The organism is Microterricola viridarii, from assembly GCF_900104895.1.
Taxonomy (GTDB): domain Bacteria; phylum Actinomycetota; class Actinomycetes; order Actinomycetales; family Microbacteriaceae; genus Microterricola; species Microterricola viridarii.
The window spans coordinates 645538-663423 of the sequence record NZ_LT629742.1; the positions used below are offsets into that span (position 1 = coordinate 645538).

Here is a 17886-nt window from a genome sequence, read left to right on the forward strand (position 1 = left end):
ATTTCCTATTTGACAGAGCGGGGTTCCGCGCTGAATACTGAGGCGACGCAAAACGTTATGCGCAAGGAGCCCAATGAACAGTGCCACCGGAATTGTCGCCGTCGCGGCGGAAGCCGGCGTCAGCGTGTCCACCGTTTCGCAGGTGCTCGGCGGCAAGCGCCCCGTCAGCGCGGCCACGCGCTCGCGGGTCGAGGCGGCGATCGAGAAGCTCAACTACCGCCCGCACCCCGGCGCCCGCAGCCTGCGCAGCCAGCGGACCGAGTCGGTCGCGCTCATCGTGCCCGACATCACGAACCCCTTCTACCCGCTGGTGGCCGTCGGCATCCAGGATGTGTTGATGCCGCAGGGCTACCTGCTCTCCGTCAATGACGTCGCGCTGCCCTCGCGCACGGTGAGTGAGACGCTGCGGCACGTGCTCGCCCGTCGGGTCGACGGCATCGTGCTCACCACCTACGGCTGCACGCAGGCCGACCTCGACCTGATCGCGCAGTCCGGCACCCACGTGGTCGCCCTCGGCCAGGACATCGGCGTGAGCGGCAGCGACTACGTCGACGTCGACGAGGCGGCCGGCATCGGCTCCGTCGTCGCGCACCTGCTCGGCAACGGCTTCCGGCGCATCGCCTTCGTCGGCGGGGAGCGCGACGACTTCACCTCCTCCCTGCGCCACTCCGGCTATCGCGAGGCCCTCCTCGGCGCGGGCCTGGCGGTGGATGACGCGCTCTCGGTGTTCACCTCGTTCACCCGCGACGGCGGCGCGGCCGGTGCCGCCCTGCTGCTCGAACTCCAGGAGCTTCCGGATGCGATCGTCTGCGCGAACGACCTGATCGCGATCGGCGTCATCGACACGCTGCGCGCCAGGGGCATCTCGATCCCGGAGTCCATCGCCGTCACGGGATACGACGACATCGAGGCCGCCGGGCTGATCACCCCCGCGCTCACGACGGTCGACAACCCCGCCAGGGAGATCGGCCGCACCAGCGCCCGCCTCCTGCTCGACCGGCTGAACGGCTCGGTCGACGACGTCACCCGCCACGTCCGACTCTCCCAGCGCCTCGTCATCCGCGAGTCCAGCACCGTTGTCACCCACTGAAAGGAACACCTCCCCCGTGTCAAAGTTTTCACGACGCGCTCTGCGCACTGCAGTAGTCGCGGTCGCCGCTTCAAGCCTTCTGGCCGGTTGCGCCGGAGCGGCGAGCTCTGCCGACACCGTTAGCTACTGGGCTGCCTTCAACTCGACCGACACCCAGAAGACGTTCCAGTCGGAGTTCATCGACGCGTTCAACGAGTCCTCGGATGGCGCCCAGGCCAAGCTGGACGTCAAGCAGTGGTCGAACATCGGCTCGCTCACCGACACCGCAGTTGCGGCCGGCCGCGGCGCGGATGTCGTCTTCTCTCCCGGCCCGTCGAGCGCGCTCGGCTTCGCCTCGGCCGAGCGCATCGAGTCCCTCGACTCCTTCGCCACGGAGTACGAGTGGGAGAAGCTCCTCGAGCCGTGGGCCTACCAGGCCAGCCTCGTCAACGGTGAGCTGTACTCGATCCCCACCGGCTATGGCTCCATCGTGATGTTCTACAACCCGGGCGTCTTCGCCGAGCACGGCTGGACCGTCCCGACGACCGCCGCCGAGTTCGAGAAGGTGGCCACCGAGGCCGCCGCAGCGGGCATGATCCCCGTGGGCGCCGGCAACAGCGGCTACCAGGCGCAGAGCGAGTGGTACCTCTCCGCCGTGCTCAACGCCGCCGTCGGCCCGGAGAAGCTCTACGAGGTGCTCACCGGCACCGCCAAGTTCACCGACCCGGAGTTCGTCGACGCAATGACGACACTCAAGACGCAGATCGACAAGGGCTGGTGGGGCGGCAGCGCGAACAGCTACTTCACCAACACCGACACCGACATGTTCGCCGGCCTCGCCAGCGGCAAGGTGGCTCTCTACATGACCGGCACGTGGTCGTTCAGCTCAGCCGGCTCCTACTTCGGTGAGGCTGCCGGCAACGACGCTGAGTGGGACTGGGCCCCGCTGCCCGCGCTCAGCGACAACGTCGAGCCGGGCGTCTACCCGCTCGCGATCGGCACCTCGCTCTCGATCAACGCGGTCTCCAAGAACAAGCCCGCGGCGGCCAAGTTCCTGGACTCGCTCATCAACGACCCGGCCAAGATCTACAACTACATGGCCAAGACCAGCGAGAACCCCGCCCCGGTCGTCGTGGACGAGGCCGACTTCCCCGCGGATCTCGATGAGCGCGTCGCCCGCCTGTACAAGGACATCCCGACGAGCAGCAACCTCGGGTACGCCTCGTGGACCTTCTTCCCCGCGGCGACCGACACGTACCTGTACACGGAGTTCGACAAGATCATCACGGGCGACATGAGCCCGAGCGACTACCTCGCGGGTCTGCAGAAGACCTTCGACGGTGAGCTCGCCGCGGGCAAGGTCATCGTGCCGTTCGCCCCGACGGCTGGCTAATCCACCCCATGTCACGAACCGCAACCGCCGTGCCGCCGCAGGGAACCCCCCTGCGGCGGCACGGCAGCACGAAGATCAAGTACCGCACGCGCGGACTCGCTTGGGCGTTCATGGCGCCCCTCCTCATCGTCAACCTCCTGGTGATCGGTGGTCCGGGGCTCGCCTCGTTCTTCTACTCCTTCACCGACTGGGACGGCCTGGGCGCGGCCAACTTCGTCGGGCTCGCGAACTACGTCGAGCTCTTCACGAGCCCCGCCGTGCTCAGCGCGATCCAGCACAACCTCATCTGGACCGGGTTCTTCCTCGTCGTCCCGATGTCGATGGCCCTCCTCGGCGCCTTCCTGCTCTCGCGCGTGCGCCGCGGCCAGATCCTGTTCCGCGTGCTGTTCTTCATCCCGTACGTGCTCGCGACGATCGTCTCCTCGATCATCTGGCGGCAGATCCTCAGCCCGACGGCCGGGATCGGGCAGGCGCTGCAGAGCATCGGCATCGACTGGTTCGCTGACACCAACTTCCTCGGAGACCCGGCGCTCGCTCTCGGTTCCGTGGCGTTCATCAACAACTGGCAGTGGTGGGGCTTCCTGCTGGTGCTGTTCCTGGCCGCGATGCAGGGCGTCGACCCAGCGCTCTACGAGGCTGCCCGTCTGGACGGCGCGAACGCGTTCCGCGAGTTCTGGCACATCACGCTGCCCGGCATCCGCCCCACCCTCATGTTCCTCATGCTCATGACGGTGATCTGGTCGTTCCTCGTCTTCGACTACGTGTTCATCCTCACCCAGGGTGGGCCGGCCGGGTCGACGGATGTCGTCGGAACGGTGCTCTACCGCACGGCGTTCTCCGAGAACCGCGCGGGCTACGCCTCCTCGATGGCGATGCTGCTCACCGTGATCAGTGCGGCCATCGTGCTCGGCTATCAGCTGCTTCGCAAGAAGCTCAAGTGGGAGGTTTAGCGTGAGCATCGTCTCTGAAGTGAGCGAGAAGCCCGCGATCCGCTCGCGGCCGGGCCCCACGTCCCGCCGCGGCCGGCGCAAGACCGGCACGAACACGGGCACCGGCCCGCTCGGCTGGTTCCTGCTCGTCGTGCTCGCCGTCTACGCCGGCGGACCGCTCGTCGTGTTCCTGTTCAACTCGCTCAAGAGCCCCGCGGAGATCAGCAACTCCCCGCTCGGCGCGCCGACCGAGTGGCGCTGGGAGAACTTCGTCACGGCGTTCCAGGACGCCAACATGGGCCAGGGCATCCTGAACAGCCTCATCATCTCGGTCTCGACCGCGGTGGGCGTCTGTGTGATTGCCGGGCTCGCCGCCTACGCGATGACCAGGCTCGACCTGCCGGGCAAGAACAACTGGATGCTCTACCTCCTGGTCTCGACCTCGCTGCCGATCCAGATGTTCCTCGTTCCGCTGCTGACCTGGTGGTCGACTCTCGGGCTCTACAACTCCCAGTTCGGCCTCATCGTCATCTACTGGGCGATCTACAGCCCGTTCGCCACCCTGCTGCTGCGCTCGTTCCTCATCGCGATCCCGCCGCAGTACGAGGAGGCGGCGCGCATCGACGGCGCGGGCGAGTTCCGCCTGTTCACCAGCATCGTCGTGCCGATGATCTGGCCCGGCTTCATCACGGCAGCGCTCGTCGCCGGCCTCCAGGCCTACAACGAGTTCCTGCTCGCGGTGACCTTCATCCAGGACGCCGACCGGCTCCCGGCCTCGCTCGCGCTGTACTCGTTCCAGCAGAACCTGACGCCGAACTGGGCGCTCGTGAGCGCGGCCGGCCTGATCATGGCGCTGCCGGCGATCGTGATCTTCATCTTCCTGCAGCGCAAGTTCATCGAGGGCTACACGCAGGGCGGCATGGCGAACTAGCCGAGCCGCCCCGCACGCAGACGGGCCCGCCCGCGGATTCTCCGCGCGGTGGGCCCGTCTGCGTTTCTGGCCCGCTACAGGCTGCGGCCGGACTCCCAGAGGTTGTCGGAGGTGCCGCTGATCAGCGCCGCGATCCCCATCGCCTGGGCGTCGGTGAAGGAGGCGATGTAGTCCACGACGGCGCGGGAGCGGCCGAAGCGGGCGATGTCGGCGTCGCTCGTGGTGGCGCCGACCGCCGCGAAGTACTCCGGGGCGTCCGCGCGCAGCGCCCGGTACTCGTCGGTGGCGGCCTCGATCGAGTCGAGCAGCCGGCGCGGGGCGCGGCCGGCATCCGCCGGGTCGTTCAACCAAAGGTGGAAGCCCTCGGCGAGCGTCTCGAGCACGCGGGCCTGGCCGCGCTGGTAGACGGCGAGGTCGCTGCGGTCGAGCACGAAGCGGGTGTGCACGAACTTGAGCACGACGACGTCGTGCCAGGCGTCGCTGCGCAGGCGCACGTGGCCGCTGCGCACGTTCGGCGTGCGCTCGACCCGGATGGAGCCCTTGAGCCGGTCGATCCAGCGCCGGGTGAAGGCGGCGACCGCGCGGTCGGCCTCGAGCCCGCCGTCGTAGGGCAGCGTGAGCAGGCCCTCGACCAGGTCGTCGGTGACCCGCTCGACCGACTCCCGGAACGCGTCGGCGTCGGCGATCCAGGCGTCCTTGGCCTGGGTGTGCCGCCAGGCGGCCTCCAGCGCGTAGCCCGGCCGGCGCACGGCTAGGCCGGCGCGCAGCTCCTCCGCGTCCAGGTCGGCGAGCGCGCTCTGGGCGATGAGCCAGCCGTTCAGCTCGACCGAGACGGAGGTGTACTGCAGCACGCCCGCGCGGTAGAAGTCGTCGAGGTCGTGCACCGAGTAGGCGATGTCGTCGGCGATGTCCATCACCGAGCACTCCAGCGTCTGCTGGTGCCGCCCGATCGCCGGGAACACCGAGCGCACATCCGCCATCTCGAGCGCGTCGATCGAGTAGGCCGAGAACTTGAGGGCGCCGGATGCCGAGTCGGCGCCGACCCCGCGGGGCAGGCGCTCCGCCGGCTCCGGGGGCAGCGCGCGCCACTCGTTGCGGGTCCACGGGTACTTGAGCACGGCGGCCCGCACCGCCCGGGTGAGGTTCAGGCCCCGCGCGGTCGCGTCGCAGCTGTCCAGCGCGGTCAGGATGCGGAACGTCTGCGCGTTGCCCTCGAAGCCGTCGGGCAGGCCGAGATTGCCGCGGGCGAGGCGGTCGAGCACCTGCTCGCCGAGGTGGCCGAACGGCGGGTGGCCGAGGTCGTGGGCGGATGCCGCAGCCTGCACGACGACGGGGTCGCAGCCGCCGAGCTCGGCGACCGTGTTGCGCACCTCCTCCGGGGCGTCGCGCAGGCCGACCGCGATCGAGCGGGCCACGGCCGACACCTTGAGCGAGTGGGTGAGCCGGTTGTGCACGGTCGTGCCGGAGCCGGCCTGCGGGATCACCTGGGTGACCGCGGAGAGCCGGGAGAAGTAGGGGGAGAAGCGGATGCGCTCGATGTCGACGCGGAACTCGTCCTCGCCCGTGCCGGGTGCCGCGGGCTCGGGGATCGCGCGCTCGCGCCCGCCGCCGGTGTGGGATTTCGCAAAGCTCTGCATGGTGTCGTCAGCCTAGCGCCGGCGACCGAGGCCAACGCCGCCGGCGGAGGGGCCGCCGCGGCATCGACTACGCGAAAAGCGCGCCACAACGGGAGTCTTGGCGCACTTTTCGCGTAGTCGATGGCGGCGCCCGGCTCAGCGTCGGGCTCAGCGCCCGGCTCAGCGCCGGGCGAACGCGGCCACGCGAGCCATGGCCTCCGGGGTGGCGAACGCGGCGCCGATGGTGCCCGCCTCGTCGTCGAGCGACTCCCGGAAGCTGCGCGTGCGGGCGGCACGGAGCAGCCGCTTCGCCTCGGCGAATGCGGCCGGGGCCCCGCCCAGCCACGAGTCGGCGATGGCGCGGGCGCGCTCCGCGACGGCATCCGGGGCGGTGACCTCTGTGACGAGGCCCCAGTCCAGCGCCTCGGCCGCGGTCAGCGTGCGCGGGGTGAGCAGCAGCTCCAGTGCCCGGCGCTCGCCGACGGCCTCAGGCAGCAGGCTGGTCACGCCGCAGTCGGGGGTGAGTGCGACATCCGCGTACTTGCTGGCGAAGCGGGCCGTCTCCGCGGCGACGATGATGTCGGCCACGAGCATGAAGCCGAGCCCGCCGCCGGCCGCCACGCCCTGCACGGCGGCGACGATGGGTGTGCCGCTCTCGCGCAGCAGCAGGTGCCCGGCGTGGATCACATCGGCGAGCTCGCGCACGGCGGCTCCCGCATCCCTGCCGGTTTCCGGGCCTGCGGCGGCCAGCGCGGCCATCTCCATGACGTCGCCGCCGGCGCAGAAGGCGCGGCCGGCCGCGTCGAACAGCACGGCGCGGATGTCGTCGCGGCGGGCGATCTCGCCCGCGATCTCGCGCCAGCGGTGCGCGGCCTCCGCGTTGATCGCGTTCAGGCGCTCCGGCCGGTTGAGGGTCACGTGGGCCAGGCCGTCGTCGCTGACGGTGAAGAGGATGCTGTCGCTCATGGCGTGCAGTCTACGGAAGGCCGCGGCACGGCATCCGCAGACTGCCCCTTGCCGGTAGCGTGCGTGGCCAGTATCTTGTGACGCATGAGTGAGGACGTCGGGGCCCAGCTGCGCAAGGGCGTCGTCGAGCCCTGCATCCTCGGGCTGCTCGCGCGCGAGCCGATGTACGGCTGGCAGCTCTCGGAACAGCTCGTCGGCCACGGCATGATCGCCAGCATCGGCACGCTCTACCCGATCCTCGGCCGGCTGCGCGCGCAGGGGCTGGTGAGCAGCTTTGACGAGGCCTCGCCGGCCGGGCCGGTGCGCAAGTTCTACGAGCTGACGGATGCCGGCCGCGGCCGCCTCGCCGCCTTCCGGCAGCAGTGGGCTCCCTTCTCCGCCACGGTCCTCCAGCTCGTCGGCCCCCTCGACCCACGCAAGGACGACTCCCATGACTGATGCACGCCTGCCTGACGCCCGCCTGCCTGACGCCCGCCTCGCCGACGCCGCGACCGCCTACCTCGCCCGCCTGGATGCGGCGCTCGACGGGGTCGACGAGGGGACGGCGGCGGAGATCCTCGCCGGAGTGCGGGAGGAGTTGCTCGGGCAGGACGCCGCGGCGACCGGTGCGCGCATCCGGGAGCTCGGCGACCCGGAGTTCATCGCGGCCGAGGCGCGCGGGGCGCTGCCGGGGGAGCCCGCGGCATCCACACCCGCCGCAGCACCCGTGTCGGGACCCTCGCCCGCGTCCGCCGATGCGCGGCCGGAGCCGGCCTGGTTCGCGGTGCTCGCCGGGCTGCTGGTGATGCTCGGCGGCGTCGTCGTGCCCGTGCTCGGCGGGCTCGCCGGCTACGTGATGGTGTGGCTGTCGACGGCGTGGACCCGCAGGCAGAAGCTGATCGCGACAGCCGTGCCGGTGGTCTACCTCGCGGTCCTGTGCGCCGTCGCGGCCCTCGTGACCGGCGGGGCGCAGCCGCCGGCGACGGGCGCTGCCGGCGCTGGATCGTCCGAGGCGGGGGCCGCGGCGAACCCGCTGCTGCCCGCCGGCTACGACGTGCTGTGGAGCGGCGTGCTGCTGCTGGCCGTGGTGCAGCTCGGCGTCGGCGCCTGGCTGCTCGCCGCCGCGCGCCGCACCCGGATGCGCCGGGCCGGCTGAGGCCTCCGCCCGCGCGCCCTGCCTGGCCGCCCGCCCGCCCGCGCTGCCCGCCCTGCCCGCCCGCGCTGCCCGCCCGCGCTGCCCGCCCTGCCCGCCCGCGCTGCGCCAGTTGCTCGCCCTCCGCGCCACCCCGGGTGGCGCAGAGGGCGAGCAACTGGCGCAGAGGGGCACGGATGCCGCAGGCGAGCGCGCCCGGCCAGACGACCCCTTGCTCGCGCCCCGACCGCGCACTAGCGTGATCCACAGCGGCCACAGAGTGGCGGCCGGGAGCGAGCGGGGGCAGCGAATGGCGCACGTGGTGGCATCTGGGGCGGGCAAGGCGCTGATGGAGCGCCGCAATGATCCGACCCACGACTACATCCTGGATCTCACCGGCAAGGAGCGCCCGCGGGTGCTCTTCGTCGGCACGGCGACGGGCGACGAGCCGGGCTACATCCTGAGCTTCTACCAGACGTATGACTCCGACCGCTGCGCCCCGCACCACCTGCCGCTGTTCCACCGCACCCTGGACGACCTGGCCGGCTTCGTTCGCGGCTTCGACGTCATCCACGTCGGCGGCGGCAACACCGCCAACATGCTCGACGTCTGGAAGCGGCAGGGCCTCGACGTGATCCTCCGCGAGATGTGGGAGGACCCCGCCTCCAACGCCGTGTTCACCGGCGGCAGCGCCGGCGGCATCTGCTGGTTCGAGGGCGGCACCACCGACAGCTACGGGCCCACACTGCGGGTGTTGCCGGAGAGCCTCGGCTTCCTGCCCGGCAGTTTCAGCCCGCACTACGACGCCGAGGACCAGCGCCAGCCGCTCTACCACGCGGCGCTGAAGAGCGGAGAGCTCGGCCCCGGCTACGCGGTCGGCAACCTGCAGTCCGTGCACTTCACGACCACGGCAGGGCGCGCCGGCGCCGAGTTCGTGCGGGCGATCAGCCCCGTCGACGGCGGCCTGGCCCTCACCGTCGCGGCCGTCGACGGGCAGATCGTCGAGACGCCGCTGCCGATCACCGTGCTCGCCACGACGCGCGCCGCGGGCGGATCGGTCAGCGCATGAACGACAGCGTCGTCATCCTGATCCTGCAACTGCTCGTGGTGATCCTGGCCATCTTCATGGGCACCCGCACGAGCGGGATCGGGCTCGGCGTCTGGGGCCTGGTCGGCGTCGCGGTGCTGCTGTTCGGCTTCCAGACGGCACCGGGCAACGCGCCCATCGATGCCGTGTTCATCGTGCTCACCGTGGTGACGGCGGCATCCGTCATGCAGGCGGCCGGCGGCATCGATTGGATGGTCTCGATCGCGGCGAAGGTGATCAGGCAGCGCCCGAAGAGCGTGGTGTTCTTGGCGCCGGCGATGTCGTTCCTGTTCACGGTCGGCGCCGGAACCGGCAACATCTTCTACCCGCTGCTGCCCGTCATCTACGACGTCTCCTACCAGCAGCGCATCCGGCCGGAGCGCTCGCTCTCGGTCTCGGCCGTCGCCTCCCAGGTCGGCATCCTCTGTAGCCCGGTCTCGGCCGCGACGGCGTCGATGGTTGTGCTGCTCGCCCCGAGCGGTTTCGACCTCGGCAAGCTGCTGCTGATCATGTGGCCGGCCTCGATCGTCGCCCTCTTCGTCGCCAGCCTGGTGATGGTGCGCTGGGGGAAGAACCTCGAGGACGACCCGGAGTTCCAGCGCCGGCTGGCCGCCCACGCGATCAAGCCGCCGGAGTCCAAGGAAGACAGGGCCCCGCTGCCCCGCACGGCCGTGCTCTCCGCCTCGCTCTTCCTTACCGGCGTCGGGATCATCGTCCTCACCGGCCTGTTCGAGGGCCTGCGCCCCATCATTGGCACGGATGCCGACGGCAACCCGGAGCGGGTCTCGGTCGCGATCGTGATCGAGGTCGTCATGGGCGTGATCGCCGCCGCGATCTTCCTCACCTGCAAGGTGAAGGCCGCGGACGTGCCGAAGCAGTCCACCTTCCCGGCCGGCATGGTCGGTGCGTTCGCACTGTTCGGCATCGCCTGGCTCGCCAACACCTTCGTCGCCAACAACAACAACCTGATCGTGGAGGGCCTCGGCGCCGTGGTGTCGGGCTCCTCCGCCTTCCTCGGCGCGCTGCTGTTCGCCCTCGCGCTGGCCGCCGTCGCCATGCTCACGACCAGCCAGTCGAGCGCGACGAACGCGATCGTGCCGATCGGCCTCGCGATCGGCCTGCCCGCCTCGCTGATCGTCGGGCTCTGGCCCGCGGCGATGGGCATCTACATCCTGCCGGCCAACGGCAGCCAGGTCGCCACGGTCGCGTTCGACCAGACCGGGTCGACCAAGATGGGCAAGTTCGTCTTCGACCACTCGTTCCAGATCCCGAACCTCATCTACATGGTGGTGGCCATCATCGTCGGTGTTGTGCTGTCGTTCGCAATCGCCTAGCGAGGCTTTCGCTTGCCGGGGTGTCGCGCACGTAGAATCGGGGGGTGACTGACGTGCGAACCAAACTGATCGACTACATCTCGGCTGAGGCCGTCTTCCACGGTGACTTCACCCTCACCAGTGGCAAGAAGGCGACCTACTACGTCGACCTCCGCAAGGTCAGCCTCGACCACCGGGTCGCCCCGCTGATCGGCCAGGTCATGCTCGATCTCATCGCCGAGATCCCGGATGTCGCCGCCGTCGGTGGCATGACGATGGGCGCCGACCCGATCGCCGCCGCCGTGCTGCACCAGGGTGCCGCCCGCGGAGCCGCCTACGACGCCTTCGTCGTGCGCAAGGAGCCGAAGGACCACGGCCGTGGCCGCCAGGTCGAGGGCCCGGACCTCGAGGGCAAGCGCGTGATCGTGCTGGAGGACACCTCCACCACCGGTGGTTCGCCGCTGGCCGCCATCGAGGCGCTCAAGAAGGTCGGAGCGATCATCGCCGGCGTGGCCGTCGTCGTCGACCGCAACACCGGTGCCCGCGAAGTGATCGAGGCCGCCGGATACCCCTACTACGCAGCGATTGGCCTCGACGACCTGGGCCTCTCGGATGCCTGATCTCGACCAGCCGGCGGCATCCGACGATCGAGAGACCCCGGATGCCGTGGGCTCCGCCGAGGCTGCTGAGCGTCCAGAGGACGACGGCCCCGCCTTCGGCAGCGCCGAGTGGCTGCTCGCGCAGCTGAGCGGCGACCGCAAGCCGGCCGCGGCGCCGCGCAGCCCGCTGCTGCCGCCCGTGCAGGAGGAGCAGCCGGCCGCCCCCGCAACCGCCCCGTCGACCGCTTCGCAGCCGGTCGTTCCGCCGGCGACCCCGACCGCGGCCCTGCCGGTCACGCCGGCCCCGGCCGCCGCACAGCCCGCCGCCCCGGCGCCGGCCGTTCGCGCCACCCCAGCGCAGGAGGCGCCCGCCAACCCGCCGACGCCGCCGGCCCGCGACTACGCTGTTGCCGACTACTCGGCCGCGCGCTCGGCCCAGCCCGACTTCTTCGAGCTCGCGCCGGTCGTCGAGCCCGAGGCAGAGCCGGCACCAGCTCCGGCCGCCGCGCCCGCCGCACCCGTCGAGGAGCCCGCCGCCCCCGCTGCCGCCCCAAGCTTTGCCGACACCGCCGCGCTGGGTGAGACCCAGCCGTTCACCGAGGTGTTCCCCGTCGCCGACGTGTCGCCCGAAGCCGTGCTGCCTCACACGGCACCGCCCGCGCCCTCGCTGCCTGCAGCGGCCCCGGCCGACACCGCGCCGTACACGGGCACGGAGTCCCTCGCCGGCGCCGCGACCGTCGCGGAACCCCCGGCCCCGCGGATGTTCAAGACCCCGCCGGCTCCGCTCGTCGAGCCGCCGGCAGCGGCGCCCGCAGCGCCTCTCACGCCGCCGCCCGCCGCCGCCGCGCCTGCCGCGCCGCAGCCCGCCGTGCCCGCCGACACCGCCTCCCCGCTCGACCAGAGCTTCACCGCCGCGATCCTCATCCCCGCAGACGGCCTGGACGCCCACTACGACGACGAGTACGACGACTTCGACGACGACTCAGAGCCGGAGGAACCGGCCGGCCCGGTGTTCCAGTGGGGCCTGACGGCCGGTGCCGCCAATGGCGCCCCGGCAGCGGATTCCGGCCTCCCGCCGGCACGGGTCGTGCCTGCTGCGTCCGTGACCGCCGCTGAGGCTGTGCCGGTCGCGCCCGCTGAGCCCGTTGCTCCGGCTGTGCCGGTCGCGCCCGCTGAGCCCGCCGCCCCGGCGGCGCCGGTCGAGGCCGCAGCGCCGATCGTGCCCGCATTCTTCGCCCGAGTCACGGGCGCCGACGTTCCGGCCCAGCCCGCTGCGCCGACCGAGGCTGCCGCGCCAGCGGAAGCTGCCGCGCCCGCTGATGCTGCCGCGCCCGCGGAAGCTGACGGACCAGCCGAGCAGCCCGCAGCAGCCACTCCGGCTGTACCCGCCGTCGACGCCGCACCCGCCGCTCCGGTCGCTGCCGCACCGGCCGCCCCCGAGAGTGACGAGAACGAGGAGTCGGCGACGACCTCCGATGACGTCCTCGCCGAGTGGTTCGCCGCGATCATGCCTGGAGCCGACGAGACCACCCCGGACGCGTCCGGCGTCGACGCCGCCGCGTCGGAGCAGGACGCACCCGTCGCGGAAATCGCGGAACCGGCCACCCCTGCCCCGGTCGAGCCGCCCGTCGAGAAGCCGGTCGAGGAGCCCGCCGCGCCGGCCGCTGTGCTGCCGCCGCTCATCGCGCCACCGGCGCCGAGCGAGGCCCCGCTGCGGGTGCCCGGCGTTCAGCCGGCCCCGGCCGTGCCGGCCCCGGCCGCGCCGGCACCTGTCCAGCAGGCACCGGCCGCCCCGACTCCGGCCGCACCGACCGCCGCGCAGCCGGCCCCGGCCGCACCGAACCAGGCACCAACGCTGCCGTACTCCGCCGGAGCCGCATTCACGCCCGTCTTCGGCGCCCCGCGCTCCGAGCAGCCCCAACAGCTTCCCGGTGCCGCGCCGGCGCAGCACCCCGCGACGCCGACCGCTGCCGCGCCCGCGGCGGCAGCACCCGCGCGCCCTGGGGCGTCCGCAGCGCGGCCCGGCATGCCGGCCGGGGCCGCCGCCGAACCGTTCGGCCACTGGGCCGCAGCGGTTCCGGCATCCGCGGCACCGGCAGGAACCCCGCAGTCGGGAGGCCCGAACGGGCCCGCCTCGACCGGTTCGGGGCGCCCGCCCGGCCGCGGGGGCAAGCCGCCGCGCGCTCTCATCATCACGCTGATCGCCGTGGTCTGCGTCGCCGTGCTCGCCGGGCTCTTCATCCTCGGCACCAAGCTGCCCGCGCTGCTCGGCACAGCGCCGACGCCGACGCCCGCAGCGACCGAGGGCACCGCGCCCGCCACGGAGGCGCCGACCCCGCCGCCCGCCCCGACCGCGATGCAGCCGGCCGGCGAGCACAACTGGGACGAGCTGTTCGGCGGCGAGTGCCTCGACCCGTTCGTCAGCCCCTGGGCCGAGACCTTCACCGTCGTCGACTGCGGCGCCCCGCACGCAGCCCAACTGGCGTTCCGCGGCAACCTCGGCGGCGACGAGGCGACGCCGTTCCCCGGCGAGGAGGCCATCGCCGCCCAGACCAACCAGCTCTGCGGGCGGACCGGAATCGTCGACCCGGCCGCGGAGTCCGCCTCCGGGCAGCTGCAGATGCAGAGCTCCTTCCCCGTGACCGAACAGCAGTGGGCCTCCGGCCAGCGCAACTACTACTGCTTCGTCAGCGCTGTGTCGGGCGAGCCCCTCACCGCGAGCGTCGCGGGCCCCGGCCCAGCCGCCTAGACCCCCCGCCTAGACTCCGCCGAGCCCATCGCCCGGCCAAGCCCGGCCCGCGAGGCCGACCGGTCCCGGCCCCAACCGAACACACACACCCTTCACAGCAGCAGGAGACGCCACCGTGCCAGACACCACCGCGACAGACACCACCACCGCCCGCCTCGTCGTCGTCGGATCGCTCAACGTCGACAGCACGAGCTACGTCGAGCACTTCCCCGCACCGGGGGAGACGGTCGAGAGCACCGGCTTCGCGGTTGCGCTCGGCGGCAAGGGCACGAACCAGGCCGTCGCCGCGCACCTGGCCGGCGTTGAGACCCGGCTGATCGCCCGCATCGGCGACGACAGCTCCGGCGACTTCGCCCTGCAGACCCTCACCGAGCTCGGCATCCCGACGCTCGGCGTCGGGCGCCTGCCCGGCGTCACCACCGGTGTCGCGCAGATCACCGTCGTCGCCTCCGGCGAGAACACGGTCATCGTCACGGCCGGCGCCAATGGTCTGCTCGCCCCGGAGTTCGGCCCAGCCGACACCGCGGCGATCGCCGGCGCCGAGCTCGTGCTCAGCCAGGGCGAGATCCCGGCCGCCACGGTCGAGGCGCTGGCCGCCACGGCCGCCGCCGCCGGCACCCGCTTCGTGCTGAACCTCGCGCCGCCCATCGCGATCGACCCGGCCGCGCTGGCCGGCTGCGACCCGCTCGTCGTCAACGAGCACGAGGCGCGGGCCGTCGGCCTGGTGCCGGATGCCGCGGCCGAAGACGGCGCAGACCTCTCGATCGAGCGCTGGCGGCAGCTGGCGGCATCCGCCGTTGCAGAGGGCCGCTGTGCCTCGCTCGTCATCACCCTCGGCTCGGCCGGAGCCGTCGCCGCGGATGCCGCGGGCAGCTGGCACAAGCAGGCGCCGCGCGTCACCCCCGTCGACACGACCGGTGCCGGCGACTGCTTCACCGGAACCCTCGCCGCCTTCCTCGCCGAGGGCCGCGGGTTGGCCGACGCGACCGGCCTGGCCGCGGCCGCCGGGGCACTCTCCGTGCAGGCGCGCGGCACGGTCGGCTCCTACGCCGGGCGCGACGCCGTGCTCGCCTTCGCCGCCGAGCACGGCCTGACCGAGAAGCGCTGAGGACACCGTGGCGACGACGGCGATCCCCCTGATCCTGGACTGTGACCCGGGCCACGACGACGTCTTCGCCATCTGGCTGGCCGCCGGCAACCCCGCGCTCGAGCTGCGCGCCATCACCACCGTCGCCGGAAACGGCACCCTGGTGCACACGACGCTCAACGCGCGCATCGCCTGCACCGTCGCCGGCATCAGCGGCGTGCCCATCGCAGCCGGCGCCGACCGGCCGCTCGTCAAGCCGCTGGCGACGGCCGAGTGGATCCACGGCGAGAACGGCCTCGGCGGGCCCGAGCTGCCCGAGCCGACCGTTCCGCTCGACCCGCGGGGTGCCGTCGAGCTGATGGCCGACACCCTGCTCGCCTCGGCCGAGCCGGTCGCCATCGTCGCCACCGGCCCACTCACCAATGTCGCCACGCTCATCCGCGACCGGCCGGAGCTGCTCGGCCGCATCCGCGAGATCGTCTGGATGGGCGGCACCACCGAGCGCGGCAACGTCACCCCGTACGCCGAGTTCAACGCGTGGGTCGACCCGGACGCCGCCGCGATCGTGCTGGCCAGCGGCATCCGCTTCACCATGGTCGGGCTCACCGTCACCCACCAGGCGATGGTGACGGATGCCGTGCGCGACGCCGTGGCGGGCATCGGCAACCGCACCGGGGCCTTCGGCGCCGAGCTGCTGGACTTCTTCCGCTCGATGAACCAGGAAGCGCTCGGCCTGCCGGACGGCCCGCTGCACGACCCCGTCGCGGTGGCCGTGCTCGCCGATCCGGAGACGGTCGGCAGCGTGTTCACCCGGCTCGACATCGAGCTGGCCGGAACCGAGACGCTCGGCGTGACCAGCGTCGACCTGGTCGGCATCCTCGAGCGGGAGCCGAATGCGCACGTCGCCCTCGAGCTCGACGCGCCCCGTTTCTGGCGGCTCATCACCGACGCCCTCGCCACCCTCGCCTAGCCCCCCCTCCCAGATGTCGCCGAGACTGCGCGACTTGTCGTTCCGGCGCCGAAAAACTACAAGTCGCGCAGTCTCGACGAGATGGGGCGAGGGCGGGGCGGGGCGGGGCAGGTTGGACGAAAGTGGGTTCGGCGGGCGGTTGTGGAGACTAATGGGGAATGCTGGGCAAAATGGGTCGGACGAACTGGACTGAAAGTCGTCGATTTCGAAACGGACTGCATCATCGTCCATACTCGACTCGTGAACGCTGCCTCCGCCCCCGCCATCCCCGCCTCGATCGACGGACTCGAGTTCGTCATGATCTCCTCCTCGGGGAGCGCCGTCTCCAGCGAGTCCCCGACGCGCTTCCGCTACCAGCAGCTCGGCCAGATGATCTGGGGCGGCTACATCGGCGACACCGTGCAGCTCGGCCGCTTCGTCGGCCGCCGCGACGGCGACGTCGTCACCATCTGCTTCGCGCACAAGCCCGTCGACGGCGGAGAGGTCATCCTCGGCACGGCCGAGAGCACCCTGCGCCGGGCGGATGACGGCAAGCTCTACCTCGACGAGGTCTTCGAGAAGGACGGCGAGGCGCACGAGAGCGCCTGCGTCGAGGTGGAGCCGCTGGCGGAGTGGCCTGCCCTCGACCTCGCACACACCAGTGAGCCCCGCATGGACGGCACCGCCTTCGTGCTGCAGCGCTCCACCGCGAGCACCGTCAACGTGGACTCGCCGACCCGCTTCGAGTTCAGCGAGAACTCCGGCATCATCTGGGGCGATTACTTCGGCGACACGGTCACCGGCGGGCGCTGCGTCGGCCGCTACAGCGGCGGCGTGCTCCAGGAATACTTCGTGCACCACGTCGTCGCCAGCGACGCCACGCTGCTCGGCGACAGCACCACGACCGTCAAGCAGACGGATGACGGCCGCTTCGAGCTCATCGAGGACTTCGTGCTGGACGGCGTGCCCGGCTTCAGCGTCTGCGTGCAGGTCGACTGACCGCGCGACGCGAAGCGTCGCGAAAGGCGGCAGCCCAGTCCAAGGAAAACTGCGAAACCGTCCCCGGTGCTTGCCGAGTTTCGGTGCGATCGACCAGCGGGCATGCCCAGTGCCCCGTTGGTCGAGTAGGCCCGCCAGGGCCGTATCGAGACCCTGACGTGGCGGGAAGCTGAGTCGGGTGCGGGGTCTCGATACGCTCGTTCCTCGCTACTCGACCAGCGGGTTTCGGCGCGATCGACCAGCGGGCATGCCCAGCGCCACGTTGGTCGAGTAGGCCCGTCAGGGCCGCGTCCCGTTGGTCGAGTAGGCCCGCCAGGGCCGTATCGAGACCCTGACGTGGCGGGAAGCCGACCCGGGTGCGGGGTCTCGATACGCTCGCTCCTCGCTCCTCGACCAACGAGTTTCGGCGGCCCCGCCGGGCGCCTAGCCGCTCAGGCTCGCGCGGCCCGGGTTCGCCCGGGTGAAGCGCGTCATGCCGAGCTGGGCGCCGGCCGGCTCCCGCGGGGGCAGGTCGCTCGGCAGCAGGTACGGGCGCTGGAACACCTCGTCCAGCACCAGCACCGTCTCCACCGACTTCACCTCGGGCAGCGCCGCCAGCACGCCGATCACGAAGTCGTGGATCGCGCCCACCTCGTCGCCGCGGATGAGCAGCATGGCGTCGTGCTCGCCCGTCGTGATGCGGCACGACTCGATCTCGGTCATCTCGCTGATCTGGCTGCGGAAGCGCTCCCACGACTGCGGGTGCACAGAGAGGAACACGAGCGCGCAGATGCCGAGCCCGGCCTTGGCCGGATCGATGCGCGCGCTGAAACCGGTGATGACGCCATCTGCCATCAACTGCTCGACCCGCGTATAGACATTTGCGCGTGAGACGTTCACTCGTTCAGCTAGGGCTGACATTGAGATTCGTCCGTTATCTCGCAGTTCAGCCAAGATTTTCATGTTGATCTCGTCGAGAGTGCGGGGTGATTGTCCAGACTGATCCTGAGCGCTTTGAGCTTTGCTAGACATAATGGCGGGCCTTTCCGTCGTTGGTGGCGCATTATCTGTAACTCTGGGGCTTTGATTGGACAGAGTAGCGCTGATTG

At 71.5% G+C, this 17886-nt stretch carries 16 protein-coding genes; 13 read left to right on the plus strand and 3 right to left on the minus strand.

The annotated features are described in order from the left end of the window. Positions 1-73 precede the first annotated feature (73 nt). The 4 genes from BLT62_RS03040 to BLT62_RS03055 are packed head-to-tail and all read left to right on the plus strand — an operon-like array spanning position 74 to position 4322. On the plus strand, positions 74-1090 hold the full coding sequence (locus BLT62_RS03040; protein ID WP_083362733.1) for a LacI family DNA-binding transcriptional regulator: 1017 nt from the start codon (positions 74-76) through the stop codon (positions 1088-1090). A gap of 16 nt (positions 1091-1106) precedes the next feature. Beyond that, complete coding sequence (locus BLT62_RS03045) at positions 1107-2462, plus strand: ABC transporter substrate-binding protein (RefSeq protein ID WP_172829618.1); 1356 nt, start codon at positions 1107-1109, stop codon at positions 2460-2462. An 8-nt stretch (positions 2463-2470) separates the two neighbouring features. Then, on the plus strand, positions 2471-3412 hold the full coding sequence (locus BLT62_RS03050; protein WP_231919321.1) for a carbohydrate ABC transporter permease: 942 nt from the start codon (positions 2471-2473) through the stop codon (positions 3410-3412). A gap of 1 nt (position 3413) precedes the next feature. Then, positions 3414-4322, plus strand: coding sequence for a carbohydrate ABC transporter permease (locus tag BLT62_RS03055; protein WP_083362735.1), 909 nt, complete (start codon positions 3414-3416; stop codon positions 4320-4322). A 74-nt stretch (positions 4323-4396) separates the two neighbouring features. On the opposite strand, the gene BLT62_RS03060 is transcribed toward BLT62_RS03055, so the two are convergent. After that, on the minus strand, positions 4397-5959 hold the full coding sequence (locus BLT62_RS03060; RefSeq protein WP_083362736.1) for a deoxyguanosinetriphosphate triphosphohydrolase family protein: 1563 nt from the start codon (positions 5957-5959) through the stop codon (positions 4397-4399). Between the two features lie 159 nt (positions 5960-6118). After that, a complete protein-coding gene (locus tag BLT62_RS03065) occupies positions 6119-6904 on the minus strand; it encodes an enoyl-CoA hydratase/isomerase family protein (protein ID WP_083362737.1) in 786 nt (261 codons plus the stop codon). 84 nt (positions 6905-6988) lie between these two features. On the opposite strand from BLT62_RS03065, the gene BLT62_RS03070 reads away from it, so the two are divergent. The 9 genes from BLT62_RS03070 to BLT62_RS03110 all read left to right on the plus strand — a co-directional run bounded on the left by BLT62_RS03070 (position 6989) and on the right by BLT62_RS03110 (position 16798). Then, positions 6989-7342 (plus strand): PadR family transcriptional regulator, encoded by a 354-nt coding sequence (locus BLT62_RS03070; RefSeq protein ID WP_083362738.1) that lies wholly within the window; start codon positions 6989-6991, stop codon positions 7340-7342. Beyond that, positions 7335-8039, plus strand: coding sequence for an HAAS signaling domain-containing protein (locus BLT62_RS03075; RefSeq protein WP_083362739.1), 705 nt, complete (start codon positions 7335-7337; stop codon positions 8037-8039). The genes BLT62_RS03070 and BLT62_RS03075 overlap by 8 nt, the downstream gene beginning before the upstream one ends. Positions 8040-8337: 298 nt before the next feature. Further along, a complete protein-coding gene (locus BLT62_RS03080; protein WP_231919322.1) occupies positions 8338-9084 on the plus strand; it encodes a Type 1 glutamine amidotransferase-like domain-containing protein in 747 nt (248 codons plus the stop codon). Continuing rightward, positions 9081-10436 carry an anaerobic C4-dicarboxylate transporter family protein gene (locus BLT62_RS03085; RefSeq protein ID WP_083362741.1) on the plus strand — a complete coding sequence of 452 codons (1356 nt, stop codon included), beginning with the start codon at positions 9081-9083 and terminating at the stop codon, positions 10434-10436. The genes BLT62_RS03080 and BLT62_RS03085 overlap by 4 nt, the downstream gene beginning before the upstream one ends. Positions 10437-10480: 44 nt before the next feature. Further along, positions 10481-11035: an orotate phosphoribosyltransferase gene (gene pyrE, locus BLT62_RS03090; RefSeq protein ID WP_083362742.1), complete on the plus strand. Its 555-nt coding sequence runs from the start codon at positions 10481-10483 to the stop codon at positions 11033-11035. Further along, complete coding sequence (locus BLT62_RS03095; RefSeq protein ID WP_083362743.1) at positions 11028-13763, plus strand: septum formation family protein; 2736 nt, start codon at positions 11028-11030, stop codon at positions 13761-13763. The genes pyrE and BLT62_RS03095 overlap by 8 nt, the downstream gene beginning before the upstream one ends. Positions 13764-13878: 115 nt before the next feature. Further along, positions 13879-14871: a ribokinase gene (locus BLT62_RS03100; protein ID WP_083362744.1), complete on the plus strand. Its 993-nt coding sequence runs from the start codon at positions 13879-13881 to the stop codon at positions 14869-14871. 7 nt (positions 14872-14878) lie between these two features. Continuing rightward, positions 14879-15820 (plus strand): nucleoside hydrolase, encoded by a 942-nt coding sequence (locus BLT62_RS03105; protein WP_197675159.1) that lies wholly within the window; start codon positions 14879-14881, stop codon positions 15818-15820. 240 nt (positions 15821-16060) lie between these two features. Beyond that, positions 16061-16798, plus strand: coding sequence for a hypothetical protein (locus BLT62_RS03110; protein WP_197675160.1), 738 nt, complete (start codon positions 16061-16063; stop codon positions 16796-16798). Between the two features lie 423 nt (positions 16799-17221). On the opposite strand, the gene BLT62_RS03115 is transcribed toward BLT62_RS03110, so the two are convergent. Further along, entirely contained in the window at positions 17222-17809 is a 588-nt protein-coding gene (locus BLT62_RS03115) for an Lrp/AsnC family transcriptional regulator (protein ID WP_083362745.1), read from the minus strand. Positions 17810-17886: the final 77 nt, after the last annotated feature.